The following is a 24,050-nucleotide window of genomic DNA, read 5'->3' on the forward strand; positions in this document are numbered from 1 at the left end:
CACACCCCGTCGACCGTCGAGGCCCGGAACGAAGGCCCGACGCACGGTTTCGCCCGAAGAACGCGCCGAACGCCTCGCGACCGCCCTCGACCAGCTGCTGGAGGGCGTGGACAAGCTGATGTCCGCCGACGGCTGGCAGCAGCTGATCACCTCACGTGCCTGGCTGCGCCGCTACAGCCTCAACAACCTGATCATGATCCTGCAGCAGTGCCCCGAAGCCACCGACGTGAGGCCGCTCTCGGAGTGGAAGCGCGAAGGCTACGGCTTCATGCGCAAGGGCACGCACAAGATCAAAATCTGGAAGCCGTGCTTCCGCAGGACGACCGACGACGAGAACACCAAACCGACCGAAGGCGCCGAGACGGATCCGGACAAGGCGCCCGCGTTGTCCGGATTCATGCTCGTGCCGGTCGTCGACGTCTCCCAGCTGCAGGGGGATCCGCGGGCCGCGCAGCCGTCCCCGCCGGAACCGATCGCGCTGTGCGGTGACGCGCCACGCGGCCTGTGGGACGGTGTCGCCGCCCAGATCGGCGCATGCGGCTTCACGGTCGAGCGCGGAGACTGCGGCGCCTTCGGCCGAACCGTCTTCTCCGAGCGACGCGTGACCGTGCGCGACGACGTCGAACCCGCGCAGGCCGCGAAGACGCTGACGCACGAGCTGGCACACATCCTGTGCGACCACGAAACCCGTCTGGCCACCACGCCGCGGCATGTGCTGGAGGTCGAGGCCGAGTCGGTGGCCTGCGTCGTCGCCGCGGTCTGCGGCATGGACACGTTGGCGTACTCCGTGCCCTACGTCGCCGGTTGGGCGGCCGATCGCGAGACGGCACGCACTTCGGCGGAGTGCGTGCTCCGCGTCGCAGATCGGATCCTGGACCGGCTTGGCCACGCGGCAGCTTCACCCGTGGCGGCTCTCGAGGATCTGGCAGCTTCGCACGGCGTTCCCGCGGTCGCGTGAATCGGCCGGGGCGCGCTATGACTCCTTCAATCCTGGGCTGTGCCGAGCTCTACGGCCGCCTTCGCGACGTCACCAACCACGCCGGGGCGCAACGGCGAACCCATCTGCCCGCCGGCACGTCAACCGCATCCGCCTTCGACGACCACGACCCGCTCGGCCTGCACGGCCACGTCCTGCAGGGCCTCGGGGCTACCCCCGAATACCTCGATGGCTTCACCGGGGCCTCGGCCGGCTATCCGGCGTTCGGATTCCGGCTCACCGAGAAGGCAGCTCGCCTGGCGCGGCTCTCGGAGGAGTTCGAAGCGTCCTGGACGTGGGGTGACGCCATCCGAGCCGCGGCCAGCCTGGCGCACCAGATCGACAACGCCGAGGACGACCAGGCGCTCGGCGACGTGGCCTTGCTGGCCGTGGCCCGCCACGTCGGGCGTCAGCATCGACCCGAGATGACACCGTTGCCCGGGTGGTCGCCGCCCTATACGCCGCTGTTCCTCGATGGATACCCGGCGACGCTGTGCGGCCACGTGGCCGCAGATCTGCGCGTGGACGCCGTTACCGCGACCTGCACGCGGGAAACCCGGGCGGTCACGCTGTTCCGGTCGCTCGGCTGGCGACTCACTCCGCGGGCCGAAGCCTTGGCCGACGCGGTGCAGCATTACGAAGCAAAAGGGCTTCGCTGGCCCGACGCTATCGCAGCGGCGGCAAAGACCGATGTGACACATCTCGAGCGGCACAACTGGGACCGCTGAAATTCGGTTCCTGAATTTGTTAGTAGCGCCCGGCGGGTGAACACCTCCGGAGAGGCGCGGCAACCACCCGCCGGGCTCCAACACCGCACACCCCAGAAGGGTGCGCGAGCCTGCAGTCTAACGCACGGCTCGTGTCCGCGGTGTGACGCCGTGCCGTGCCTCTGATAGCTGGAGGGAACTCCCGTGTCTTCATCCCGTCGTGCAATCTCCACTTCTGTCGACGCTGGGCAATTTGCGCATAAGATCGCCACGGCAGTCGAGTCCGCATGGCACCGAACCTATGGAACCGGTCGGCTTGATATCCCGGTTTCGGTTGTTGCCACGCTTGCCGCCTTGCCGGAGAAAGATTCGTGCGGACACAGTGTCAGCGAATCGGTGCTCAACTGGGACGCCGACACCTTCCACGACTTCGCGCGGCACACCTGGTCATCGGTCATCCGGCACCGCACCGAAATCACGCACCTCCTCTATCCGATGATCGCGTGGATCTTCGATGATCCTGACCGCGACGTGCGTGGCCACGCACTGGCCGTCGCGCAGGCCGCGCTGCGAGCGGGGCAACCGCACCTCACCGGCACGGAACGGCGGTTCGAGGGCGACCTGCTCGGCACTGTGCTGACGGTTCTCCGGCCGAAGTCGGCGCTTAAGGCTCGTGGTCAGTTCTACACGCCCGGGTCCGTCGCGAAGCTCCTCGCCGGCATGTCCGACATCCAGGAGCACAGCAACGTCACCGACCCGATGATGGGGACGGGCGGCATGTTCCGCGCGGCCGCGGAAGTCATGCGCGAGCGGGAACGAGACCCGCGCACGATCCGCTGGATCGGGTGCGACGTCGACTCGCTCGCCGTGGCCTGCGCCACCGTGAACAGCATGATCTGGAACCTCGGAACCGACATCGTGTTCCGTGCGGGCAACGCGCTGGAGCGTGGTTGGCGAGAGGTCGCACTGGCTCAGCGTGAGGAACTTCGTCGACTTGCCGTGGATCTGGAGCGCGACCAGGTGATGCTCGCGTTCATACGGTCACTCTGAGCTGTAATTGCCGAGGTGGAGAAATGTGACAGGTGAGTCGTGCTTATTTGAAAACCTTAATATTTCGCTATTCCCAGCCGATATAGAAGCGTTCAATTAGGTCGATTATCAGGTCGGCGGGGTCCTCGCCTCGCTCTTTCATGTATAACATCTCGTCCAAGTGCTCGACAGTCAGAAATATGATAACCTTGCCATCTTCGCTGTATACAGTATTTCGCTTGATGTGTGCTGCATCATTGGGCACTTTACTGGATACGATTAGGGCAAGTCGGCCCATGGTCTTGGTGAGGTAGCTGCGCGTCTGATTGACTTCTTCTTTTCCGATATCTGAAACATCGTAATTCTTGAACTCAACCAGAATCATTCGCGCTTCTAGCTCATGCAGAAGTCGCCCCCAGTGATTCTTTTCACCGTGGTTTCGATTAGGGAAGATTGCATCGCGACGGTCGATCTCTGAGTATGAGCGGGCTTGTATGTGTGGCTTCGTCAGCGGTGGTATAAGGAGGTGACACAGTACCTCGGTGGCGGTGTCCTCGAACTGCTTCCAGCCGGACTTGCCGCGAGGAACCGCGCTGAGCTTGGTTCGAAGAGTCTCTTCGTGGCTCACCATCAGGCCGGAACCTCTGTGTTCTCACCGAAGTACCGAGATGTAACATCTGGAAAACGGCGAAGCAGCTGTTTGAGTTGGCCGCCGTCGATCACCCTAAGTCTCACGTCAGGCCTACGTTCCAATTCCGTTATGTAGTCGTGAGCCACCGATGTAAGTTTGGTGTTCGTGACCAGTAGACCGCGTGTTCGACTCGGGGCTAGGGCGACTAATGACGCCAAATTCTGGATTGCCTTAACTGAGACTCTCTGGTGGGCGTACAGCTTCGCCTGCACTAGCCACACCTCCGTCTCGGGAAGTCCGAATGGGTCGGTTCGTTGAAAGGTGGCCCGCAAATCCACCCCTCCATCTGGTTGGTGCAACCTGTCGTCGACGTCGAAATCGACGGCTCGAAGTAGGTCGGCAACTAGATTTTCGAAACGTTGTGGATTTAACCGGGCAAAGTCGACTTTTGATGCGGTTTTGATCTGTTTGACCAGAGTTTCGACGCCGGATTCAAAGTTTTCGGTTAGGTCGATCCAGGACCTCGCGTGAAACCCACTCGAGATCTCGGTAGGTGCGGTCATTACTGGAATGAGGTCAGCGCCACGCTGATCGAGGTCGCGTGATGACGCAAGTTCGAACTCGTCCCCTGTCCATGATGACGTGGCTGAAGGGGAGAGAAGTAAGACGACGACATCGCTCGTCTTTATGGCTTGCTCGACCATGGCTGCCCAGTCATGGCGGCCAGGGAGCTCCCAGGTGTCCTCTAGCACGTTGATGCCGGCCTCGGCGAGCGCTTCGCGGAGTCGCTGGGCATGACTGCGGTCCTCACGGGCGTAGCTCAAGAATACTCGGGACACGTACTTATCATACCTCGCATGGTCATCTGACTCATCGAAAGGCCGCATGTCGTCCTACTTTGGTAGTAGTTTTTGTCTTCGCCTGACAGAAAGTCGAGTATTCACTATTTTACTGGCCGCGAAGAAGCTAGGTAGTCATCCCCATTCCAGCGGTTCGGGCTGACCTGGACCGGCTCACCGAAGGTCGGGGCGTGCACCATCTTCCCCGCCCCGATGTACAGGCCGACGTGGTGGACGTTGCCGCGGGTGCCGTAGAAGACCAGGTCGCCGGGGAGTAGCGGCTGGCCGTCCGGCACCAGCGGGCCGGCGGCGTACTGGGTCCGGGCCGTGCGCGGCAGGGCGACGCCGGCAGCCGCGTAAGCCGCCTTGGTGAGGCCTGAGCAGTCGAAGCCGCTGTCGCCGTTCAGCGGTCCGTTCCCGCCCCAGAGGTACGGCAGCCCGAGCTGTCCGCAGGCGAAGTTGATCGCCGTTGCGGTGGCGGCGGTCGGTGCCTGGATGTTGTCGCAGCGGCCGATGCCGATTGCGGCCTTGCTGTACCTCTCGGCTTGGTCGAGGACTTCGTTGACGTACCAGTCCGCGTGGTTGTAGGCGAACAGCGCCTTGCGGATGTCGCTGGGCGCGCCGGACTCGCACAGGTAGTACGCCGCCGCGTAGATCGCGTCGTGCGTGTCCCACGGTGACGGCGGGGTCTTGCCGCCCGGCGGTAGTGGATACCGGGCGACGACGCCGTCGAACGTGGACTGGAGGAACTGCATCGGCCCGCGGGCGCCGAACGAGTTCTCGGTTCCCTCCGCGATGCCGATCAGCTTGCTGCGGCCGTGGTCGCTCTCGACCTTGCCGATCGCCGCGAGGATCGACCAGTCCAACCCGGGACACGCGGCAGCTGCCGCTCGGTAGAGGGCGAGGTAGTCTCCTGGGATGTCGGCGATCGCCTCCTGGCTGGGCTCGGTGCTGCTGCCGAACACAGCCTTCACGATGCCTTGCCCGATGCCGCCGATGAGGATGATGACGACCACGACCGCGGTGTAGGCGATCTTCATGGGCGCCTCCGGAAGCGGCTGGCGGGCGAGGCGGGTGGGAGCGGATTCGGAGCGGTCAGGGCCGCTGGATCCTGCTGGGCCAGGACCGAGCCTGACGCCGGCACGTCGCCGGGTAGATCAGGTTGGGGCCAGAGCTGGGCGAGCTCGACGAGCGGCAACCGGCCGGGGTGACGCGTTGCCGACCCGCCGATCGGCAGCCATCGGGTGGCGGCAGGGTCGCTAGCTGCGTCCGTGGCGGTGGTGGCCAGCGGCACGAGCTTGGGGCGGTCGAGCTGGGACAGGCAGTCGGCGAGCGCTCGGCGGGCGGACGTCTCGCGCCGATGGGTGGGCAGCCAGATGAGGACCGGGGTGGTGATGCCGGTCGCAGTGGCGAGCTTTTCGTAGCCGTAGAGCTTGCGGCTGAGCTTGCCGAGGTCTTCGGTGCCGAAGTCGAACTCGAGGAAGAACTCGACCTGATGGTCGTCTTCCCGCCACCGGCCGTAGGCGTCGGGGCGCACCATGTCGCCGAACAGGCGTCCGCACCGCAGCTCGGACCACCACGCCGTCAGCGACCTTCGAGCACCGGGACGTCGGCCCAGCGCGACGAGGGCGGTGAAGAAGCCGTTGACGCCGACCGTGTGGGCCAGGCGCAGGGAGTGCGCAATGCCGATCGCGTCTTCGTGCCGGTAGCCGATCGACTTCGGATCGAGCCCGTCTTCGTAGGCGAGGGCGACCGCGCCGGCGATGTCGAGCACGTAGTGCATCGGGGCGGTGCCGGTCGTGACGAATGGCTGGAACCGGTCGACGACCCGCCACTTGAACAGGTCAAGTAGCCGGTGGTTGGCCGCGCGCATGCTCGGGTAGCAGAGCTCGACGATCTGCTGGGTTGTGAAGACCTTGTGCTCGTAGAGCATCCGGGCCAGCCACCGGTCGCGCTGGGTCAGCCGCCCGGCGAGCTGGGCGTGGTGCTCGCCGGTGGTGGCTGCTCGCGGCGTGGGGCGCTTGGGCATGTGCCCGCGCAACGCCCGCTGAGGAGTGGGGTTCGAAATCATCGGAGTACCTCCGGTTTCAGGCGGCGCGGCGTGGATCAGCGGTGGGCGCTGCGCCTCTTTGCCTGATGGGCTCGATCTCGGGGACTGGTGGCCGGGTGTTGATCCGGGCTGCTTTGCGGATCGCCCTGGCGCGGCCGGGGACCGCGGGCGGCAGCTTTTCGGTCACCGCGGTGAACGGCGGTGCTTCCTCGCCGCCGAGGACCAGGCGGGCGGCGACGTGGAAGACGCCGAGGTTGGACAGGTCGTGCTCGTTCAGCCGCGGCATGGTGTGGCGTGCCAGCCGCTTCGCGTCCTCGGGGGAGGCGTTGAAGAAGATCTTCGATCGGGCGTTGGTGCTGATGCCTTCTTCGAGTTCCTTCGGGAGCTGTCCGAGGTACTGGTGGGCCAAGGTCATCGACAGGCGATATCCGCGAGCCTCGGCGAGCATGTCTTCCAGCGGGTACGCCAGGTTCAGGAAGTTGTGGCACTCGTCGACGTAGAGCCCGCAGTCGCGCCGCTGACGTTGCGGGACGCGGGCCCGGCGGGTGGCGGCTTGCCAGGTGCGGGCGACGACGATCGAGCCGACCAGCCGCGCCGTTTCCATCCCCAGCGCGTCGCGGGCGATCCGAACCAGGCAGATGCCGCCGGTGTTGAGCACCTCGTCCATGTCCACCGTGGACTTCCCGCCGGCGATCGCGGCGCGGACGAACGGGCGCAGCAGGAAGCCGCGGACCTTGTTCATCAACGGCGCGATGACCTGCGCCCGGCTCGCTTCGGACAGGGCGTCGTACCAGGACCAGAACCCGCGCAGCACATCATCGTCGATCTGGTCGCAGGCCCGTTGCCGGAACGCCGGGACTGTGAGGAGCTTCGGCAGGTCGACCAGGGTCGGCGTGCCGGGCATCGCGGTCAGGGTGAGCAGGCCGGCGCGCAGGATGTCATCAGTGCGCGGACCCCACGAGGAGGCGTAAACCCGGGAGAAGATGCTGACGAGGTTGTCGACCGCGCGGGCCTTGTCCACACCCTCCAGCGGGTTGAGCACTGGTGGCCGGCTGCGGGAGTCGGCGTCGAAGAGCACGACCTTCTCGCCGAGCTCCTCGGGGATGCGCATCAGCAGGTCCGACACGAGGTCGCCCTTCGGGTCGACGACCACTACTCCGCGGCCGGCCTCGGCGTCGTCCAGGATCAGGCGGGCCATCAGCTCCGACTTGCCGGAGCCGGTTGCGCCGAGGATGTGCAGGTGATGGCGCGCGTCGGCGACGTGCAGGCCGACCGGCCGGGAGTGCCCCGAGTCCGACAAGCCGAGTGGCTTGATCAAGTCACCGGCCGTGGCGATGCCGGGCGGCGGCGGTACGGCTTTCGCGCCGGCGCGCTGGAGGCCGGGCGTGGCTTCGTCGATCGGCAGGTGCGCGAGCGCGGCCAGCTCCGGGATCGAGAGCAGGTCGCCGTTGCCGAAACGACGTTCGGCCAGCACCTGGACTGGGGCCCGGCGGAGCCGGATCCGGCGCAAGTAGTTGTGCTCGGAGAAGGCGGCGAACGCCGAGGCAATGGCGTGGCCGCGTCCCCGCAGCACCTCCCGGACCGCTTGGACCTCGGCGGTCGTCGCGTGCTCGGGGACCGTGGTGGCGACCGCGTATCGGATTCGGGTCTCGAACTGGTTCTGCCGCAGCTTCTCCACGACGGCGCGGTCCTGCGCGGCGAACTCCAGGCTGGTTTGCCGATCCAGCAGCGGCGTCCGCGCACTGGACGACGGCTTCGCGGTCTTGCCTGGCGTCACGACGTCCAGCAGCCGACCGACCAGGCTGACCGAGTTGCCCGCGTGCACCCGCTTCGCCGCGCGCCGCGCCTTAGTCACGCGGTGCCCGGCGACGGGACGGGCGAGGATCTGCACGCAGGCCCGCTCGTGGGGGCCGAGCCCGACCGGGGCGCCGAGCAGGGCCCGGATCGGGTCGGCGGGGTGCTCGGTGCGGATCGGAAGTGCTTCCGAGCGAGCCAGCCGCAGCTCGCCGCCGACCGCTTCGATTCGCCGGCCCGCTGGCGCGGCCGTGGGGATCGGGGGCCTGGCCGGCGTCGTGCGGGTGTGCGCGCCGGGCCAAGCGGCCTCGATGGCGCGCTCGACCATGCCCGGCGGCACCAAGCCAGGCACCCACAAGCGGATCTGCACGCCGTCGTCGGTGAACGTCAACTCGAAAGCCAGGTGAGGTTGCCCGCCGAAGCGCCGCCGCCAGCCTGGTCGCAGCAGGCCGACCAGGTTGGACCACACGGTGATCGCGCCGGAAGGGTCGACGGTCGGCGGCGCCAGCACGGTGACCAACCGTGCGTCGGTGACCATGCTCTCGTGGAAGCGGCGGCGCCAGCGGCGTCGAGCGATCACCGCGGTGGTCATCACGACCGCCAGCACCGGCCCGGCGATCGGACCCCAAGTGAAGACGAGATCACGAAGGTGCGCCAGCACAGTCTGGAACGCACCGAGCGGGTCGCGCAGGTAGTCGCCGACAGGTGAGGCAAGAGAGGTGGACAGGGCGAACGGCCAGGACATCGAAACCCCCGAACATAAGTTGGAGCGCCGGATCAGGCAGCTCGCGGCTCGCCGCCTCGCTCAGGCCGTGCCTCACAACGGGTGTTGTCGACGACCAGCCGCAGGCGCGTGCGGCGAGCGGAACGTGCGGCGTCGACTTCGGCCTGCCATTCGGAGAACCGGCGGCCAGCCAGGCGCTTGAGGTAGCTCGGAATCCGGTTTGCCAGCACACCGACCAGCTGCGGGCCGAGGACCGCGAGGAGGTCGCTGGCTTCCTGCGACGCCCACCCCGCCTCGAGGATCGCCGCTTCGTCCGGGAACACGTCGGCGACGCGGTCCACGGTCGGGTTCAGCGCGGCGTCCTGCTTGCCTCCGTACGAGTAGACCCACAGGAAGTTCGGCGGCGGATCAGGCTCGACGAGGGACCGGAACCGGGAAACCTCCTTGGTGTACGCGTAGAAGTTCGTGTCCGGGCGAGTCCCGCAGATGTCGAGCCAGGCCAGCAAGTAGTCGTCGGAGAAGAAGTCGCCGCTGTCGTGGATCCTGATCCAGCCACCGCGGAACCTGGCCGCGCCGAGTTCGTCGACCATCGCAGTTCGCCAACCGGCCAGGTCGTCGAGGACGTACATCAGGTTCGCCTGGTGCTTGGCACGGACGACGGGCCAGGTGTACGTGCCGTGCCGGGCGTAGCACGCTTGCGCACAGACCCCGGCGCTCGGACACGTGTTGTACGTGCGGCCGTCGGCCAGCCGCCCGGCCCAGGCCGGTAGTGACCAGTTCCAGACGCCGATCTGGCGCATTTCCCTGTTCTGCGTCAGTAATCGAGCGGGCCGACCAACAGCGAGCGACGAAGACATGGTTATCCCCTGGTGTGTTTGAAGGTGCGGAAGATCACGCGATGTCGAGGTCGACGAATGAGGTCTCGGTCTCCGGGGAGGTGTCGGAGTACTCGGCCAGCTCAGCGGGGTTCGACGTGACGAGCTGGTGCTCGACCGGTGACGCGATGGACTGGAACGCCACTCGTTGCGTGCCGGTGCTGAGCAGTCCTTGGCCGCGGTCGGCGGTGAGGAGGAACTGCCGTTCGCCCTGCGAGAGGTCGAAGATCCGGCAGATTTCGTCGATTGCCTGCGGTGCCTGGCGCAGCAGGATTTGCGTCGCCGCGTTCGCGATGATCGCCTTGCCCAGGTCGGTGCTCGTCACGTCGGGGGCGTCCTGGGTCGCCACCGTGACGCCGCCCCACCACTTGCGTGAGCCCTTGGACATCCGGAGGAGGAACTCGCCGCCGGCCGGATCCTTCATCAGCAACCAGGCTTCGTCGACGACGACCTGCCGGGGTTTGCGGATGGCGGGATTGGACACTTGGCGCCACACCGCATCGAGCGAAAGAAGTGTGCCGATTGCCTTGAGCTCGCCGGGGAGGTCGCGCAGCGAGAACACGACGAGGTGGCCCTCGGGCCGTGTCGTGGTCGGACCGGAGAACAGCCCGGAGAACGCGCCCGTGGTGAACGGCTGTAGCCGCGCCGCGAGGTTCGCCCCGTCTGCCTCAGCCAAGACCTCCGCGAGGTCGGCCAGCAGCGGCGCCGGCCGGGTCCAGGTTCGCGGATCCGAGGTGATGCCGGCGCGCTGGTAGGTCGCGGTGATCGCCCGGTCGAGCGCGGCCCGTTCAGTCGCGGCGAGCTCGTTGCCCAGCAGCACCGAGATGACCGTGTGCAGGAACAGGCTGCGCCGGATGAGCGCGTCGCGGGGAGCTGTCCGGCGTCCGTCCGGCCGGGTGTGGATCGTCAAGTCCATCGGGTTCAGCCGGACCTGCTCGGCGCCGAGGTGGACGTAGGTGCCGCCGACCGCGGCGGCCAGCCGGGCGTACTCGTCCTCCGGATCGATGACGTGGATCTCGATCCCGCGATACAGGCTGCGCAGGAGTTCGAGTTTCACCAGGTACGACTTGCCGGCGCCGGACCGGCCGAGGATCACGCTGTTGTGGTTGTCGAGGGCGAACCGGTCGTGGTGGACGAGCCCTTGGCTGCCGACGTTGAAGCCGTAGAGCACGCCGCGCGGGGCACCAACTGAGGTCGGGTCCGGCGGCGGCAGGTCCGGTGACGTGAATGGGAACGCCGCCGACAGCGCGCTGGTGTCGAAGGTGCGGCGCATCCCGACCAGGTCCAGGCCCATCGGGAGGCTGGTGATCCAGCCCTGCAGGCTCCGGTAGGTGGTGGGCTTGCAGTCCAGCAGGAGCGACGCCGCGAGCGACCGGATCGCGGCGACCTCGTCGCCGAGCGCCTCCTCGGTTCCTGCGTGCACGGTGAGGTAGAGGCCGAGCCGGTAGAGCTTGCCCTCGCCGCGGGCGACTCGCGCGGACAGGTCGTAGGCGTCCTCGGTGGCTGCTTCGACCTGGGGGTCGATCAGCCGTCCCTTGTCGCTGGTGTGCCGGCGACCGGACTCCAGCTTCGACAGCTGCTTCTTCAGCCGGTTGGCCGCAGTGACGGGGTCGATCGGCTCGATGTGCAGCGAGACGTCGACCCGTCCGGGATAGGTCAGCAGGGGCTGCAGCCAGCCGGGATGAACCTCGCGCGGGTAGCCGGTGACGGCGAACGACGCGACCCATTCGCCTCCGACTTCGAGCGCTCGGGGACGCACGGAGATGGCGTCCGGGGTGAACGCGCCGGCCTGCCCCACGGGTGCCTGCCTGGTTGCGGCGTCGCGGTGCCTGGTCCTCTTCATCGGCGGTCCCTCCTTGCGACGTCGTCGTAGTCTTCGGGGTCTTCGTCGTCCTCCCACCCGGGCTTGGCAGCGCCGAGCGCGTCTTTGGTGGCGAACGCGGTGCGGCCGAAGGCGTCGTCGTTCCAGCTCTCGTCCGGGGCGGTGGTGATGACCTCGTCGGAGCCGGCGAGGTCGGAGTTCGGCGGGATCAAGCTGTCGGGGTTGCAGGCTGCGGCGAGGACCGCGGTGGCTTGACCGGCATCCAGCGGGGTGACCACGATCCCGGACGGCGACAGCAGCTCCACTGCCTCGCCCAGCCGACGCACCAACCGTGCTTCAGCGGCGCGTCGTACGGCGTCGTCGATCGACGCAGCCTGCTTCGCAGCCCTGCGTCGCGCCGACAACGCGGCCAGCGGCGAGGCGCCACCCAGCCCGTCGGTCGGGCCGCTGGTTCGTAGCGGCTCTCGCAGGATGAGCAGGACCTGGCGCCGCAGCAGGTCGGTCGCGCGGCCGAGCTGGTCGAGGTACTCGGCGTGCTCGCGTGCCGCCCGTTCCAGCGCTGGGTGCGGCAGCCCGCCGGCCTGTTCGCGAAGTTCCGCGATCTGCCCCGACAGGTCCAGCCGTTCCGCCCGGACGAGCACCTGGACTGGCGCGGTCAGCGAGTGCAGGTACCGGCCGAAGGAGGTGACGAGCGCCTCCTGCTCGGCAGGCGTGCGCAGCCCGAAGTTGATCGTGGAGCAGACCGCGACCACGGCGGCGCCGTCCTTGCCGAGATCGATGACGCCGGTGTCGGTGATGCCTTCGGCGGGCAGCCGCAGCGCGGCCGGTGAGACTGCCGACGCCGAAGAACTGGTTGTGCTCGCGGCCTGCCCGATCCACTCGGGTGTGGGCCGGACGCCTTCCGGCGCGGCAACCCGGTGCTGCGGGCTCATCCGCTGGCGCAGCGCCGCCAGCACGAGCCGGTCGAGGGAGATGCCGTCGCGTTGACCCAGAGCGAGGAACGCGGCGGCGACGCCGATCGGTATGGCGACGACGAGGAACACCGCCAGCGGGACGAACGCGCGAGTGACCGTGTACGTCCCGTACAGCACGATTCCGGTGACGGTCAGGATGAGCAGCTGCCGAGCGGTGAGCGGACCGATCACCCGGTCTTCGCGGTCGACATCGGCGGGAATCCGGACGGGCTGGCTCATTTCCCTTCACCTCCTGGAGTTGACTTCGGCGCGCAGAACATCGGCGGCGGAACGGACTGGGTACGGCGGTAGGCATCGCCGAGGCGGGGCTCCGGCGTCGCCTGCCGGAATGCCGGCGCGGTAGGTGCGGAAGTCGGTTTGGCTCGGAGCGGTTGTGGTGCTGGCGGCGTCGCCGGTCGGAACTGCAACTGCGGCGGCACCGATGCCGTGCGGATCGGGCGAGCCGATGGCGATGTGGCGCCGCGTCGACGCGGGCCGCCGGCGGCTTGAAAATGCGGAGTTGCCGACCGTGGACGTCGTTGTGGCGTGGGCGAGACAGGCGTCGGCGCGGAACTGAATTCGGGCATGGTCGGTCCCTGGTTCGCCGGGATCACGGCGGGGTCGTGGGTGCTGTCTTGGGGCGAGGGCTGCAGGAAATGCGGCGCCTGCGAGGGCAACATCGGCCGCTGAGCTGCGCGGGCACGCTCGGCGTCGTGGGCCGCCTTGAGCCGCCGGTTGACCGCTTCGGGGTTGGGCGCAAAACGCGGCTGTGCCGGCCACGGTGGATCAGCCGCCGCGCCGCCGCCGCGACCGGCGTTCTTCGTCGCACCGGCGGCGCCGGCCTTGCCGAACGTGCCGGTCTTGCCGGCGACCATGCCGAAGGTTTTCGCCGCGATGTACGCGCGAGCCAACCCGCCGAGGAAGGAGCGGCCGGAGCCGACCTTGACAGCCTTCAGCATCCAGAACGGGATCTTGAACAGGACGAAGAACAGAGCGATCGCGGCGATCAGCGTGCCGAGCGCGGACAGCGTCGAGCCGAACAGGTGCACGCCGCCGGACAGGAACGTGCGTACCGCGGTGATCAGCACCAGCGCCTGGGCGAACTGAACCCCTGTCGTCACGGTGATCGCCTTCCACCACCAGTGCGCCAGCGGCTCGGTGTGGGGCAGCCCGTGGCACATCAGGAAGAACGGCGCGCTGATGATCAGGACGAGGGTGATGACGATCCGGACGACGTAGACGACCAGGAGGCCGAGGCCGAGGACCACCAGCACGAGCGCGACCAGGATGATGAACAGTCCGCCGGTTTGGATGCCTTGGACGGCCTCCTGCAAGGTGTTGCCCAGCGAGGGCGCGTTGACTCCGGCTCCGAGGACACCCAGGGTCAGGCCGTTAGCCAGCCGGATGAGCTTGTCGGCGAAGAAGAGCGAGAGCGCCGAGGCGATGAATGCGATCGGGATGCGCGGCCCGATCTCCTTGATCGAGTAGCGCGTCTGGACCGTCTCGTGGCCCATCAGCAGGATGCCGCCGAGCAGGATGAGCAGTCCGTAGGCGGCGACTACGATCTCCCAGGAGCTGTTCCAGAGCTCGCCGATGCCGGGCAGGTCGCTGATCGTCGGCGTGGACAGCGCGGTGTGGCCGATCAGCTCGAGGATCGGATCCAGCGCGTCGTCGACGACACTGCGGAACGCCGAGTTGATTGCCTCGGTGATGCACGCGCCGACGTCGGTGATGCCGCAGTCCGAGTCGCCGTCGCCGCTGCCGGTGCCCGGCTGCTGCGGGTTCGTGCTCGGCGCCGGCGGAGTCGGCTGCGGGATGCAGTCCTCGCCCGTGCACGGCTTGCTCGGCGTTGTGGTCGGCGTCGGCGAGGTGCAGTCGAGCTGGCCGGGGAAGCTGCACGGCGTGGGCGTGGGCAGCGCGGTCGGAGGAGGCAGCGGCGGGTCCGCAGGCGGCTGCCGTGGCGCGGTCGGCGAGGCCCACGCGTTGACGGCGAGGATGCCGGCCAGGAGCACGACGGTCAGCACCAGTAGCCAGCCCGCTCGCCGGCGCCGCCGTCGGATGGAGACCTGCTGGCCGGCGTCGCTGACGGGGGCGAGCATCGGTCGATCCGCCGCGGCAGCGGTCTCGGACGGGTTGCCGGACCGGCGGTACGGGCGAACCGTGGGCAGGGTGCTGACGGCCATCGGTCAGGCCCCCACGATCCCTTTGAGGATCTCCACGACCAGGGGCGCGAGCGCCGCCAGGCCGTAGCCCCAGCCTGCGGACTTGAAGGCCGTCTTGGCCTTCTCGACCTCGCCGGGGTCGCCGCCGCCCATCACGTAGCGGACGCCACCGATGGACAGGAACACCGTGGCCAAGCCGGCCAGGATGCCCATGATCCAGTTGCGGACGTTGTTCAGGACGTCGGTGACCGAGCCGGCGAGGGCGACGACCATCGTGTCGGCGTGTCCGGCCGACGCCGAGGCCAGCAACGCGATGGCCGACAACTCGACCACCAGCACCACGTGCGACCACCGTCGGCGGCGTCCTGGCCTAATGGTCGGAGTATTCGAGAGCGTCGAACTCGTTTCCATGGTCCGGTCCGGCGGCTGGAGGCCGCCGTCGAGACGAGCGCTACGTGGCCCGCTCTCGGCATCGATCACGCGCATTGGGGCACCTCCGAAGTTCGGGCTGAGCGCGGGTTCGTCCCGCAGCCCTGAACTCCGGAATCCGCGTCCGTTTTGGACACGCGGCCCCGAACTTTCCGCTCCGATTCGCCGTTGGTGTCGGACACAGAAGGTGACAACTGTGGCGTCTCGCGAGCGGGTGTGACGGGGCGTGCCAGGGCCACCGCGGCGGCCACCTGAACGAGCAAGGGGTCGGTCGGATCGGTCTCGACGGCGCCTTCGCGCAAGTACGCTGCGAGCCGGAGCTCGGCGCGTTTGCGTGCCTTGTAGACCGCCCACTCGCCGGCCTGGTGCCGCGCGGCCCAGTCCGCGACCGACACCTCTTCCAACCGGGTCGCACCGATCAGCGCGGCTTCGGTCTCGGTCAGGACTCCGTCCGCGACGGCACGGGCGAGGACGAGATCCGGGTGACCCCACGGCGCGTGCGGCGGCGTCGATCGGAAACCCGGCGCGACCGGAGTCGGACTCGCCAACGCCTCGGCGAGAGCGTCGTAGCCGGACCGGTACGCGGCCCAGCGCAGCCGCAACATGATCCGCGGCGGGCGCAGGTCGATGGTCGACAGCGCCGCGAGGAAGCCACGCAGGACCTCGGCGTGAACGTCGGCCGGATCGCCGGCGAACCGATTGGACAGGATGGCCGCGACGGAGGTCAGCGCGGGCAGTGCGACGCCGACTGCGGCGACCGTCCAGGTTGCCCCCTCGGTCCGGGAGCGCAACACCAGGTGCGCCCAGACCGCATCCCGCGTCGCCTGCGGGCACCGGCGCGCCAGCAGCCGGTCGCGGACCTCGTCCAGCGGGATTTCCCCGTCCGGGAGGCCGGTGAACAACCTGCCGTTCAGCGAGACCGGATGCGGCCCCGTCACCAGCAAGGTGAACGTGTCGCGGGCGATATCCAAGGAGTTCGGTGCTGCCTCGCTGCGACGGCGGCGAAAGGCGGTTTGTGTAGCCATGTCTTAGCTCCCACGGCGTCGATGCGAACAGGAACGACGTCATGAAGCCACGCCTCGTACCACGGAAATACCAGTTCGCTGCTAGGCGTCGTCGGCAGATTTTTCGGCGGCTACTAGCGGTCTGCTATCTGGTCCTGACCCAGCTCGGGAGTCAAGATCAACATTCCGCTTGGAATTGAAGAGTTCAAAAGACGCACTACGCGGCTGACATGGCGTCATAGTTAGCCGTTAGTACTGTGCTAGTAGCTCTTTTGGCGGTTTCCTCCTGTATTAATCGGCATGCGAAAAGAAGTTCGATGGGTACATGTCCAAACTGTGGTCGAAATGCGGAGTTGAGGGGTGTCAGAACGCATGGCGCCCACCGCTCGGAGGAAACCGCGATGACCCCGTCACATCACGATGACTCGCCGGAAGGCAGCTCGAACGAGCACGGCGCGTCCGACCCGCCGACCATCCCGATCCCGCTTCCGCGGAGGCGCTGCACGAGGCACCGGGCCAACCTGCGCCATCCCCGCCCAGCCCGGCTGAGCACCGTTTGGCTGTGCGCTCAGGACGACGTCCTCGCGGGTACCGGATTGCTCGCCGGCTGGCTTCTCACCGCGATCATCAAGATCGTCACGACCTACACCCGGCCCGGCCAACGGGTGCTCCTCGTCGAGCCCGCGCCCTACCTCGCACCGTCTGCCTCGCGGCTGGCGGGAGGCGCCCACGGCCGGTCTCTGCCCGGACCGTATGGCGGGTTGCACGAGGCAGGCTGGACCGTCGTCCGGCTCGGTCGCGGCGTCCGGACGCAGACCGCGGTCGCCAACCCGGTGCCGGTTGGCGAACAGCACGGCGACGCGCCGGACGAGTCCGAGTCCGGACCCGGACCGCTCGCCCGCGGTCTCGTTCCCGACGAGTTCGCAGGGCACGGTCGCGGGCCGGACCCGGTCACGTCAACGTCCGGTCCGGACCGCTACGACCTGGTCATCACCGCGACCGAACCGCGCGCCCTCGACTGGTTCCGTCCGGCCGACTGGGCCGATCTGCTCACCTCAACGGGCACGCTTGCGGTGATCACACACGGTCATCGTGAACCGGGTCGCCTCATGGACCCGGCCGGTTCGCTCGTGCGCGCCGCGCACCACGTGGGACTGCGCTACCTCGACCGCGTCGCCCTGCTGCGCGTTCCGGTGCGGGACGGCGCGCTCGCCGTGGCGGCGTCGGCCGCGCAGATCTTCGCGGCGCCCGTCCGGCATCTCCCCGTGCACGACGACCTCCTCGTGTTCACCCGCCGGCCGACGTCGATGTCCGGGAGCGACGGCGGGGGAGACCTCCGATGAATGAGCGCTCTGTGGCATCGCTGTCGGTCTGGTCGACCGGTCAGCGTGACCCGCTCACGCAGCTCCGCGACGCGGGCTACGCGCCCGGCACCGAGACCGACACCGCGCGAATTCCACCGGCGGTCGCTGCGCACGCGATCGCCGCGTACTCGCGTCCCGGCGACCTCGTGTTGGACCCGGATTGCGGCGCCGGCACCGTGCTCGCCGAAGCGCTGCGCGCCGGACGGCATGCGCTCGGACTGACCACCCGCAGCCGCTGGTGGAAGCTGGCTCGTGCCAACGTCACCGCGGCCAAGGCTGGGGGCGCTTGGTGCGACGGCTCGGTCCTCGACGCCCGGCCGAAGGTGCTCGCGACCGTCCAGGCCGCCGGGCTGCTCGGACGAGTCGGACTCATCCTGACCAGCCTGCGTACCGCGCCGGACCGCACGACCGGTACGGACTCGGCAGCTGCGGAAGCCGTCGTCGCAGAGCTCTCCACGACGCTGGTCCATTGCGAGCCATTGCTGCGTTCCGGCGGATACGTCGCCGTCGTCTCGCGCCCCCGCCGCCGCGCCGACGGTTCCCTGGCCGACCTGACCACTCCGCTCAACGCGGCCGGCGTCGCGGCCGGGCTCGCGCCGGTCGAGCGGTGCGTCGCCCTGACAGCCGAGCTGCGTGGCAGCCGCCTCGTGACCCACGCCTCCTTCGCCGAACGCCGTGCCGCGGACCGAGCGCAAACCGCTGTCGTCGCCCACCTCGAAGTGCTCGTCTTCCAGCTCGTTCACGACGCCGAACTCGCCGCCGCTGAGGTCGGCCGGCTGCCCGTCAAAACCGTTGCAAGCCCCGGCTGGGGGCGAGCGGCATGACGTGCCCACGATGGCTGTCCAAGCTATGGACAACTCTGTGGTCAGGCAGGTCTCTCGCCGGCTCCGAAGTCCAGTCTCGTGACGAGCAGCTCCTCGCTGCCCACCACGCAGAGACCACCTGCCGCGCCCGCGCGGCGATGGCCGAAGTCGTCCGCGCCGGCTATCAGCTCGGCCCGCCGCCCTACGGCTACCGTGCCCTGCGCATCCGCGTGATCGAGCCAGCCGGACGCGGCAAGCTGCGGGCGGTTCTCGTCCCGGACTGGCGGACCGCCGCGGTCGTGAAGCAGATCTTCAGGTGGCGCGCCGACGACGGACTGGCGTTCGCTGCCATCGCCGTCCGGCTCAACGCGGACCCTCACCAATACCCGCCGCCAGTGCCCGGCGGCCGGTGGAACGGGAAGGCCGTTCAGCGGATCGTCGCCAACGTCAAGTACACCGGGCGCCAGGTCTGGGCGCGCACCATCGCCGGCCGTCCGGCTCCCGTCGAGCAGTGGGTGACTTCGGCGCCGAAGGTGCACGAGCCGCTGGTTGACGAGCGCGTGTTCCAGCGTGCCCAGCGCCGGACGGGGGATGAGCCGCGGTGCGCTTGACGATCGTTCCCGTGACTTTCCGGCAGGCTTGCGCGTTCATCGACGCGCACCACCGGCACCACCGACCGCCCCGCGGAATGAAGTTCGCGATCGGCGTCGCGCGTGGGGACGAACTGGTCGGTGTGGCGACCGCCGGTCGTCCGGTGGCTCGGTGCCTTGATGACGGCGTCACGCTCGAGGTCACGCGCAGCTGCACCGTCGGCGAGCCGAACGCGAACTCGAAGCTCTATGGCGCTGTCTGGCGTGCGGCGCGAGCCATGGGGTACGTGCGCCTTGTCAGCTACACACAGGAGGGGGAGAGCGGCGCGAGTTTGCGTGCCGCCGGTCTGCTCCCCGTTGCCGATCTCCGGCCCCGCTCGGGCTGGACGACGGCGTCTCGGCCACGGCCCTCGCGGGGCGTCGACAACGTCTGCCGGACGCGGTGGGAAATCTGCGCTGGAAGGTAGACAGCCGCTTCAGGCGTGTGCGTGCTGGGGTGATTCGTCTTGTGTGCCAGCTGTTTCAGCTGGTACAGCTGGCCGAGATCGCCAATGTCCGAGCGAGCACCAGGGGTCGGGGGAGGTGACGGCATGGCAGGCGCGGAGGACGTCATTCAGTTCCCGCATGGTCGGCGCGCTGCCGCCATCGAAGCCCAACGGCAGTGGGAGTTCAGCGCTGTTGTTCATGAAGCTCGCGGTGCTGAGGCGGCTTGGCTGGCAGCCGAACTCGGGACCGTCCTGCGAGACCTACTTGCCTGGGCGCGCGAACATCGCGAGCTTGGCGCCGAAACCGCAGACGACTCGCAGGGGCGTGCCGCATGACCGAGGCTTTCGATCCACCATCTCCGGCGGTCGCTGCGCGGGTCGGGCATGCGGGTATGTCCGACTTGGCGGTCTCCCCATTCGGTCTGCCGCTGGCATTGCGTGCGAAGGAAGTCCGGGTCGCGTGGGTGGGCAGGACGTCGACCGAGGAGCACCAGGATCCGCGGCAGTCGTTGCTGCGGCAGCTGGAGCGGTCCAAGGTCGCGCTGCCGGATTCCTGGGTGATCGTCGCGCACTTCTACGACGTCGAGTCCGGGCGCATGGAGCTGGACAAGCGGAGCCGGAAGTCCAACTACGAGCGCTTCGACATCCCGATTGCCCGCGACGGCGGCATCGGCGACCTGCTCGCCGAAGCGGCTCGGCCAGGTCGTCGGTTCGACGTCGTGATGTGCGAGTCGATGTCGCGGATCGCGCGCAAGATGTACGAGACGCTGAGCGTCGAGCGTCGGCTGGAAGACGCCGGCGTGACGGTGTTCGCCTCGAACGAGCCCATCATGCTCACCGGTGGCCGTGCCCAGCAGATCCTGCAACGCCGGATCAACCAGTCGGTGGCCGAGTACGAAGTGCTCAACATGCTGGAGCAGTCCTGGGGTGGGACGTGCACGCACGTCCGCGAGGGCTACAACATCGGCAAGCCGCTGTACGGCTACCGGGCGAAGAAGTACCGGCACCCGAACCCGGTCAAGGCGGAGAAGGGCATCACGAAGACCCGCCTGGAGCCGGACGGACAACGGGCCGAGACAGTCACGTTGATGGCCCAGTGGCGCTATCACGAGCAACTGGGCTTCGACACGATCGCCGAGCGGCTGAACGCGGACCTGGAAGCACACCCGCCGCCGGAACCACCCGGCGGTCGGCGCGCCAGGGGAGCGTGGTCGAAGTCTGCAGTGGCCGATGTGCTGAAGAACCCGAAGTACACCGGCTACCAGGTCTACAACCGCCGCGCCAGGCGCAGCCGGGGTGGCACCGGAGTCGTCAACCCACCGGAGATGTGGGTGTGGTCCGTCGAGCCAGCGCACGAGCCGTTGATTCCGAAGTGGATGTACGACGAGCTCGTCGAGCGTCGGCTGGCCAAGCGCGGGTCGCGGGACGGAAGCGACCTGAATCCGCACCCGAACACCAAGCGGGCCTACTTGCTTCGCGGGCGGGTGGTCTGCCGTTGCGGTCGCCGGATGCTCGGTCATCACCATCGCGGGCACAACTACTACCGCTGTTGGCCGAAGAACAACAACCGCGGCAGGCTGGACAAGTTCGCTGACCATCCCCAGACGGTGTACATGCGCGAGGACGCCATTCTCGCCGCGGTCAACCACGTGTATGCCGAGTACTTGTTCGGTCACCGCCGGATCGACCTGCTCGCCCCGCAGCTGGATCAAGCCGACGACCGGGAACGCACCGAACGCCGCGAGCGTCGGGCGCGGCTGGAGAAGCGAGCCGCGGACTTCGCCCGCAAGCAGAGCAACATCCTCAGCCAAGCCGAGGACGCCGACCCCAGCGATCCCTTCACCCAGGGCCTGAAGGACCGGTACAACGCGATCGGGGCCGAGCGGCAGCTCGTGCTGGACCAGATCACCGAACTCGATCAGGACGACCAGCGATCACCGGCCACGGCCACCCGCGAGGACCTCGACGTCCTCGACCTGCTGCCGCACCTGGCAGTCAACCTTCACCGCGCGCCGGCCGAACTCCAGGTCCGGCTCTACGAGCTCACCAAACTCCACGTCAGCATCGACCACGAAACGGACCACGCCATGATCGACATCACACTGCCCGGCGACAGGCTTGAGGAGGTGGCCACAGCCGCAGCGGACGTAGAAGTCGTCCGGATGGCCAAGCCGCAGGTCGACGCTGGTGTGATTGCTGCGGGTGCCCCCGGTGAGATTCGAACTCACACTGGACGGGTTTTGAATCCGTTGCCTCTGCCAGTTGGGCTACGGGGGCGCGACGCGACAACCCTACGGGATCACCGCTCTCCTCCGACCTTCGGGGGCGGGAGTGTCGTCCCCGCCACTTCGTGGTGAACGCCATCTCTCGAACTGGATCGTTCCCGGTAGGCTTCAGGTTCGCGGGAAGCCGCGAAAACCGACTGTCCCGCCGAGTCTTCAGGAGGACCCCGGTGACCGATCAGGCTACCGAGGCCAACGGTGCCGCCACCGTGCCGCAGCGACGGGTGCTCGTCGCGGAGGACGAGGCGCTCATCCGGCTGGACCTCGTCGAAATGCTGCGTGAAGAGGGTTACGAAGTCGTCGGCGAAGCCGGGGACGGGGAGCAGGCCATCGCGCTGGCTACCGATCTCAAGCCCGATCTCGTGATCCTCGACGTGAAGATGCCCAAGCTGGACGGGATCGAGGCCGCGGCCAAGATCACCGGGGATCGGATCGCGCCCGTCGTCATCCTCACCGCCTTCAGCCAGCGGGATCTCGTCGAGCGCGCGCGAGACGCCGGCACCATGGCCTACCTCGTCAAGCCCTTCGCGAAGCGGGACCTCGTGCCCGCCATCGAGCTCGCCGTCAGCCGGTTCTCCGAGCTGCAGGCGCTCGAGGCCGAGGTCGCCGGGCTCACCGACCGGCTCGAGACGCGCAAGGTCATCGACCGGGCCAAGGGGCTGCTCATGAGCCGCCAGGGGCTCACCGAGCCCGATGCCTTCCGTTGGATCCAGCGCACCGCCATGGACCGGCGGACGACCATGAAGGCCGTCGCCGAAGCCGTCGTGGAGAGCATCGGGAGCTGAACCACCACCGACACGGGGTGCGCCGGGCCGACCGGCGCACCCCGTTTTCGTGACGCTCCGGGTGCCCGAAAGGGCGTTGTTGGTACCTTTGCGAACCTTCCCGGCGTGGCCGGGCGCGGTGATCGACTCGTGGTCCGTAGACTCTGCACACGTTTAACCGGGCGTCAAGGGGCACTCCGCGGGCTGTTGAGCACCGAGAGTCACCACCCGCTGGTCAGATTACGACGAGCGGGTGTAAATCATACGTTAATACTCGTGACGACCGTCACGATGTGGCTACAAGAGCACGCGTGACTCTGTGCAACGGCTCCCGGGGCGGCTACTTTCAGCGGCCAGTCAGGTCCCACATGGGGACAGCCGTCCTACCGGGCGGTCAGGTGGCATTTGGAGGAACGAGTGCAGAAAGCACGACTTGCGCGGTTCATCGTGCTGGCCGCTGCCGGGGCCATTTCGCTCAGCGCGTGTTCGGCACGCACGGACAGCGGCTCGGGCGACAGCAGCGCGAGCTCGCAGTCCCAGGCCGCGGCTCCGTCCGCCGCCGCCGACGCGGCCGACCCCGCCGGTGACGGCAAGGCCCAGTGTTCCCCGACCTCCATCGCGTACGCGGGCACCATCAACGGCGCCAACGCCGCGCTGGGCGTCAACATCCTGAACGGCGCGAAGCTCGCCGTGGAGCAGCACAACAAGGCCAACCCGGGCTGCCAGGTCAAGCTGGAACAGTTCGACACCGAGGGCACGCCCGACAAGGCGCCCGGCATCGTGACGCAGATCGTCAACACGCCGGCCATCATCGGCGTCGTCGGCCTGCCGTTCTCCGGCGAGTCCAAGGCCGCGGGCAACATCTTCAACGGCGCGGGTCTGGTCACGGTCACCCCGTCGGCCACCAACCCGACCCTGTCCCAGAACGGCTGGAAGACCTTCTTCCGCGGCCTGGGCAACGACAACACCCAGGGCCCGGCCGCCGCGAAGTTCATGACCGGCGAGCTCAAGGCCAACAAGGTGTGCGTCATCAAGGACGACTCCGACTACGGCACCGGCCTGGCCGCGTCGACCATCCAGGCGCTCGGCGACAAGGGCACCTGCCAGGACTCCGTCAAGACGAAGCAGACCGACTTCTCGGCCGTGGTCAACAAGATCAAGAGCGAGAAGCCGGACGCGGTGTTCTACTCCGGGTACTACCAGGAAGCCGCTCCGTTCGCGCAGCAGCTGAACGACGCGGGCGTCGAGGCCAAGTTCGTCGGCCCGGACGGCGTCAAGGACGACGAGTTCGTCAAGGGCGCCGGCGAGGCGGCCTCGAAGGCGTACTTCACCTGCCCGTGCGTCCCGGCGGACCAGTTCACCAAGTTCACCGACGCCTACAAGGCCGCGGTCGGCAAGGACCCGGGCACCTACTCGCCCGAGGCCTACGACCTGGCGACGATCCTGCTCAAGGGTATCGACGCGGGCAAGAAGGACCGCGCCGGCCTGCTGGACTTCGTCAAGTCGTACGACGGCCAGGGCATCACGAAGCACTTCAAGTGGGACGACAAGGGCGAGCTGTCCAGCACGACCGTGTGGACCTACAAGGTCGAGGGCGGGAAGATCGTCCGCAACACCGAGATCAAGTAGCGCAACGCTCCCGTTCTGATTCCCGGGGTGCTCGCCCGGCGGCTGGATCCCGCCGGGTGAGCACCCCGGTCCCACATGGAGAACTAGTGTGTCATTGACTCATACCCTGAGCTCGCTCGTTCTGGCACAGAGCGACAG

The 24,050-nt window shown here is 67.9% G+C and carries 22 protein-coding genes, 1 tRNA gene and 1 pseudogene; 11 read left to right on the forward strand and 13 right to left on the reverse strand.

Annotated features, from left to right (window positions below):
* Positions 1-106: 106 nt before the first annotated feature.
* The 3 genes from ACLJQM_RS33540 (at position 107) to ACLJQM_RS33550 (ending at position 2,733) form a co-directional block, all read left to right on the forward strand.
* A complete protein-coding gene (locus ACLJQM_RS33540; protein ID WP_410634355.1) occupies positions 107-958 on the forward strand; it encodes a hypothetical protein in 852 nt (283 codons plus the stop codon).
* 17 nt (positions 959-975) lie between these two features.
* The gene (locus ACLJQM_RS33545; RefSeq protein ID WP_410634356.1) at positions 976-1,704 is read left to right on the forward strand and encodes a hypothetical protein; all 729 of its coding nucleotides are present in this window, start codon (positions 976-978) and stop codon (positions 1,702-1,704) included.
* 183 nt (positions 1,705-1,887) lie between these two features.
* Entirely contained in the window at positions 1,888-2,733 is an 846-nt protein-coding gene (locus ACLJQM_RS33550) for an N-6 DNA methylase (protein WP_410634358.1), read from the forward strand.
* A gap of 67 nt (positions 2,734-2,800) precedes the next feature.
* Here the strand turns inward: ACLJQM_RS33550 and ACLJQM_RS33555 are convergent, their stop codons facing one another.
* From ACLJQM_RS33555 to ACLJQM_RS33605, 11 genes are all read right to left on the reverse strand, one after another.
* The gene (locus tag ACLJQM_RS33555; RefSeq protein WP_410634360.1) at positions 2,801-3,340 is read right to left on the reverse strand and encodes a hypothetical protein; all 540 of its coding nucleotides are present in this window, start codon (positions 3,338-3,340) and stop codon (positions 2,801-2,803) included.
* Positions 3,341-3,342: 2 nt separating this feature from the next.
* Entirely contained in the window at positions 3,343-4,182 is an 840-nt protein-coding gene (locus tag ACLJQM_RS33560) for a TIR domain-containing protein (RefSeq protein ID WP_410634362.1), read from the reverse strand.
* A 104-nt stretch (positions 4,183-4,286) separates the two neighbouring features.
* Positions 4,287-5,222 (reverse strand): NlpC/P60 family protein, encoded by a 936-nt coding sequence (locus ACLJQM_RS33565; protein WP_410634364.1) that lies wholly within the window; start codon positions 5,220-5,222, stop codon positions 4,287-4,289.
* Positions 5,219-6,253: a replication-relaxation family protein gene (locus tag ACLJQM_RS33570; protein ID WP_410634366.1), complete on the reverse strand. Its 1,035-nt coding sequence runs from the start codon at positions 6,251-6,253 to the stop codon at positions 5,219-5,221. The genes ACLJQM_RS33565 and ACLJQM_RS33570 overlap by 4 nt, the downstream gene beginning before the upstream one ends.
* A 16-nt stretch (positions 6,254-6,269) precedes the next feature.
* Entirely contained in the window at positions 6,270-8,771 is a 2,502-nt protein-coding gene (locus ACLJQM_RS33575; protein ID WP_410634367.1) for a type IV secretory system conjugative DNA transfer family protein, read from the reverse strand.
* Positions 8,772-8,803: 32 nt separating this feature from the next.
* Entirely contained in the window at positions 8,804-9,607 is an 804-nt protein-coding gene (locus ACLJQM_RS33580; RefSeq protein ID WP_410634369.1) for a GP88 family protein, read from the reverse strand.
* Positions 9,608-9,641: 34 nt separating this feature from the next.
* Positions 9,642-11,468, reverse strand: a complete 1,827-nt coding sequence (locus ACLJQM_RS33585; protein ID WP_410634371.1) for a VirB4 family type IV secretion system protein — start codon at positions 11,466-11,468, stop codon at positions 9,642-9,644.
* A complete protein-coding gene (locus ACLJQM_RS33590; protein WP_410634372.1) occupies positions 11,465-12,640 on the reverse strand; it encodes a PrgI family protein in 1,176 nt (391 codons plus the stop codon). The genes ACLJQM_RS33585 and ACLJQM_RS33590 overlap by 4 nt, the downstream gene beginning before the upstream one ends.
* Positions 12,637-14,583 (reverse strand): hypothetical protein, encoded by a 1,947-nt coding sequence (locus ACLJQM_RS33595; protein WP_410634373.1) that lies wholly within the window; start codon positions 14,581-14,583, stop codon positions 12,637-12,639. The genes ACLJQM_RS33590 and ACLJQM_RS33595 overlap by 4 nt, the downstream gene beginning before the upstream one ends.
* A 3-nt stretch (positions 14,584-14,586) precedes the next feature.
* Positions 14,587-14,904, reverse strand: coding sequence for a pilin (locus tag ACLJQM_RS33600; protein WP_233224036.1), 318 nt, complete (start codon positions 14,902-14,904; stop codon positions 14,587-14,589).
* A 134-nt stretch (positions 14,905-15,038) separates the two neighbouring features.
* A complete protein-coding gene (locus tag ACLJQM_RS33605) occupies positions 15,039-16,016 on the reverse strand; it encodes a hypothetical protein (protein WP_410634374.1) in 978 nt (325 codons plus the stop codon).
* A gap of 380 nt (positions 16,017-16,396) precedes the next feature.
* Here ACLJQM_RS33605 and ACLJQM_RS33610 point away from each other — a divergent pair, with 380 nt between their 5' ends.
* From ACLJQM_RS33610 to ACLJQM_RS33635, 6 genes and pseudogenes are all read left to right on the forward strand, one after another.
* Complete coding sequence (locus tag ACLJQM_RS33610) at positions 16,397-17,338, forward strand: hypothetical protein (RefSeq protein WP_410634375.1); 942 nt, start codon at positions 16,397-16,399, stop codon at positions 17,336-17,338.
* 11 nt (positions 17,339-17,349) lie between these two features.
* A complete protein-coding gene (locus tag ACLJQM_RS33615) occupies positions 17,350-18,183 on the forward strand; it encodes a DNA methyltransferase (protein ID WP_410634376.1) in 834 nt (277 codons plus the stop codon).
* A gap of 137 nt (positions 18,184-18,320) precedes the next feature.
* Positions 18,321-18,773 carry a recombinase family protein gene (locus ACLJQM_RS33620; RefSeq protein ID WP_410634378.1) on the forward strand — a complete coding sequence of 151 codons (453 nt, stop codon included), beginning with the start codon at positions 18,321-18,323 and terminating at the stop codon, positions 18,771-18,773.
* Between the two features lie 11 nt (positions 18,774-18,784).
* Positions 18,785-19,219 carry an XF1762 family protein gene (locus ACLJQM_RS33625; RefSeq protein ID WP_410634497.1) on the forward strand — a complete coding sequence of 145 codons (435 nt, stop codon included), beginning with the start codon at positions 18,785-18,787 and terminating at the stop codon, positions 19,217-19,219.
* Between the two features lie 123 nt (positions 19,220-19,342).
* A complete protein-coding gene (locus ACLJQM_RS33630; RefSeq protein WP_410634380.1) occupies positions 19,343-19,573 on the forward strand; it encodes a hypothetical protein in 231 nt (76 codons plus the stop codon).
* Between the two features lie 260 nt (positions 19,574-19,833).
* A pseudogene (locus tag ACLJQM_RS33635) lies at positions 19,834-20,871 on the forward strand (recombinase family protein); the annotation flags it as partial.
* Positions 20,872-21,171: 300 nt separating this feature from the next.
* Here the strand turns inward: ACLJQM_RS33635 and ACLJQM_RS33640 are convergent.
* Together ACLJQM_RS33640 and ACLJQM_RS33645 are read right to left on the reverse strand one after the other, a co-directional pair.
* Positions 21,172-21,465 carry a hypothetical protein gene (locus tag ACLJQM_RS33640; RefSeq protein WP_410634382.1) on the reverse strand — a complete coding sequence of 98 codons (294 nt, stop codon included), beginning with the start codon at positions 21,463-21,465 and terminating at the stop codon, positions 21,172-21,174.
* Positions 21,441-21,514 (reverse strand) — tRNA-Leu (locus tag ACLJQM_RS33645). The genes ACLJQM_RS33640 and ACLJQM_RS33645 overlap by 25 nt, the downstream gene beginning before the upstream one ends.
* Positions 21,515-21,689: 175 nt before the next feature.
* Here ACLJQM_RS33645 and ACLJQM_RS33650 point away from each other — a divergent pair.
* Positions 21,690-22,304 (forward strand): ANTAR domain-containing response regulator, encoded by a 615-nt coding sequence (locus tag ACLJQM_RS33650; protein ID WP_247021332.1) that lies wholly within the window; start codon positions 21,690-21,692, stop codon positions 22,302-22,304.
* A 426-nt stretch (positions 22,305-22,730) separates the two neighbouring features.
* Entirely contained in the window at positions 22,731-23,912 is a 1,182-nt protein-coding gene (locus tag ACLJQM_RS33655; protein ID WP_360770393.1) for a branched-chain amino acid ABC transporter substrate-binding protein, read from the forward strand.
* Positions 23,913-24,050 lie beyond the last annotated feature (138 nt).

Origin of the sequence: Amycolatopsis sp. cmx-4-83, from assembly GCF_046548815.1 — a bacterium.
In the GTDB taxonomy this organism is placed as follows: Bacteria; Actinomycetota; Actinomycetes; order Mycobacteriales; family Pseudonocardiaceae; genus Amycolatopsis; species Amycolatopsis pretoriensis_A.

What these genes read in the sequence shown, in the direction of transcription:
- ACLJQM_RS33545 (WP_410634356.1), top strand. Translation starts at nt 976, where the DNA reads ATGACTCCTTCAATCCTGGGCTGTGCCGAGCTCTACGGCCGCCTTCGC.
- ACLJQM_RS33565 (WP_410634364.1), bottom strand. Translation starts at nt 5,222, where the DNA reads ATGAAGATCGCCTACACCGCGGTCGTGGTCGTCATCATCCTCATCGGC.
- ACLJQM_RS33570 (WP_410634366.1), bottom strand. Translation starts at nt 6,253, where the DNA reads ATGATTTCGAACCCCACTCCTCAGCGGGCGTTGCGCGGGCACATGCCC.
- ACLJQM_RS33575 (WP_410634367.1), bottom strand. Translation starts at nt 8,771, where the DNA reads ATGTCCTGGCCGTTCGCCCTGTCCACCTCTCTTGCCTCACCTGTCGGC.
- ACLJQM_RS33580 (WP_410634369.1), bottom strand. Translation starts at nt 9,607, where the DNA reads ATGTCTTCGTCGCTCGCTGTTGGTCGGCCCGCTCGATTACTGACGCAG.
- ACLJQM_RS33585 (WP_410634371.1), bottom strand. Translation starts at nt 11,468, where the DNA reads ATGAAGAGGACCAGGCACCGCGACGCCGCAACCAGGCAGGCACCCGTG.
- ACLJQM_RS33590 (WP_410634372.1), bottom strand. Translation starts at nt 12,640, where the DNA reads ATGAGCCAGCCCGTCCGGATTCCCGCCGATGTCGACCGCGAAGACCGG.
- ACLJQM_RS33595 (WP_410634373.1), bottom strand. Translation starts at nt 14,583, where the DNA reads ATGGCCGTCAGCACCCTGCCCACGGTTCGCCCGTACCGCCGGTCCGGC.
- ACLJQM_RS33605 (WP_410634374.1), bottom strand. Translation starts at nt 16,016, where the DNA reads ATGGCTACACAAACCGCCTTTCGCCGCCGTCGCAGCGAGGCAGCACCG.
- ACLJQM_RS33610 (WP_410634375.1), top strand. Translation starts at nt 16,397, where the DNA reads ATGACCCCGTCACATCACGATGACTCGCCGGAAGGCAGCTCGAACGAG.
- ACLJQM_RS33620 (WP_410634378.1), top strand. Translation starts at nt 18,321, where the DNA reads ATGGCCGAAGTCGTCCGCGCCGGCTATCAGCTCGGCCCGCCGCCCTAC.
- ACLJQM_RS33630 (WP_410634380.1), top strand. Translation starts at nt 19,343, where the DNA reads ATGGCAGGCGCGGAGGACGTCATTCAGTTCCCGCATGGTCGGCGCGCT.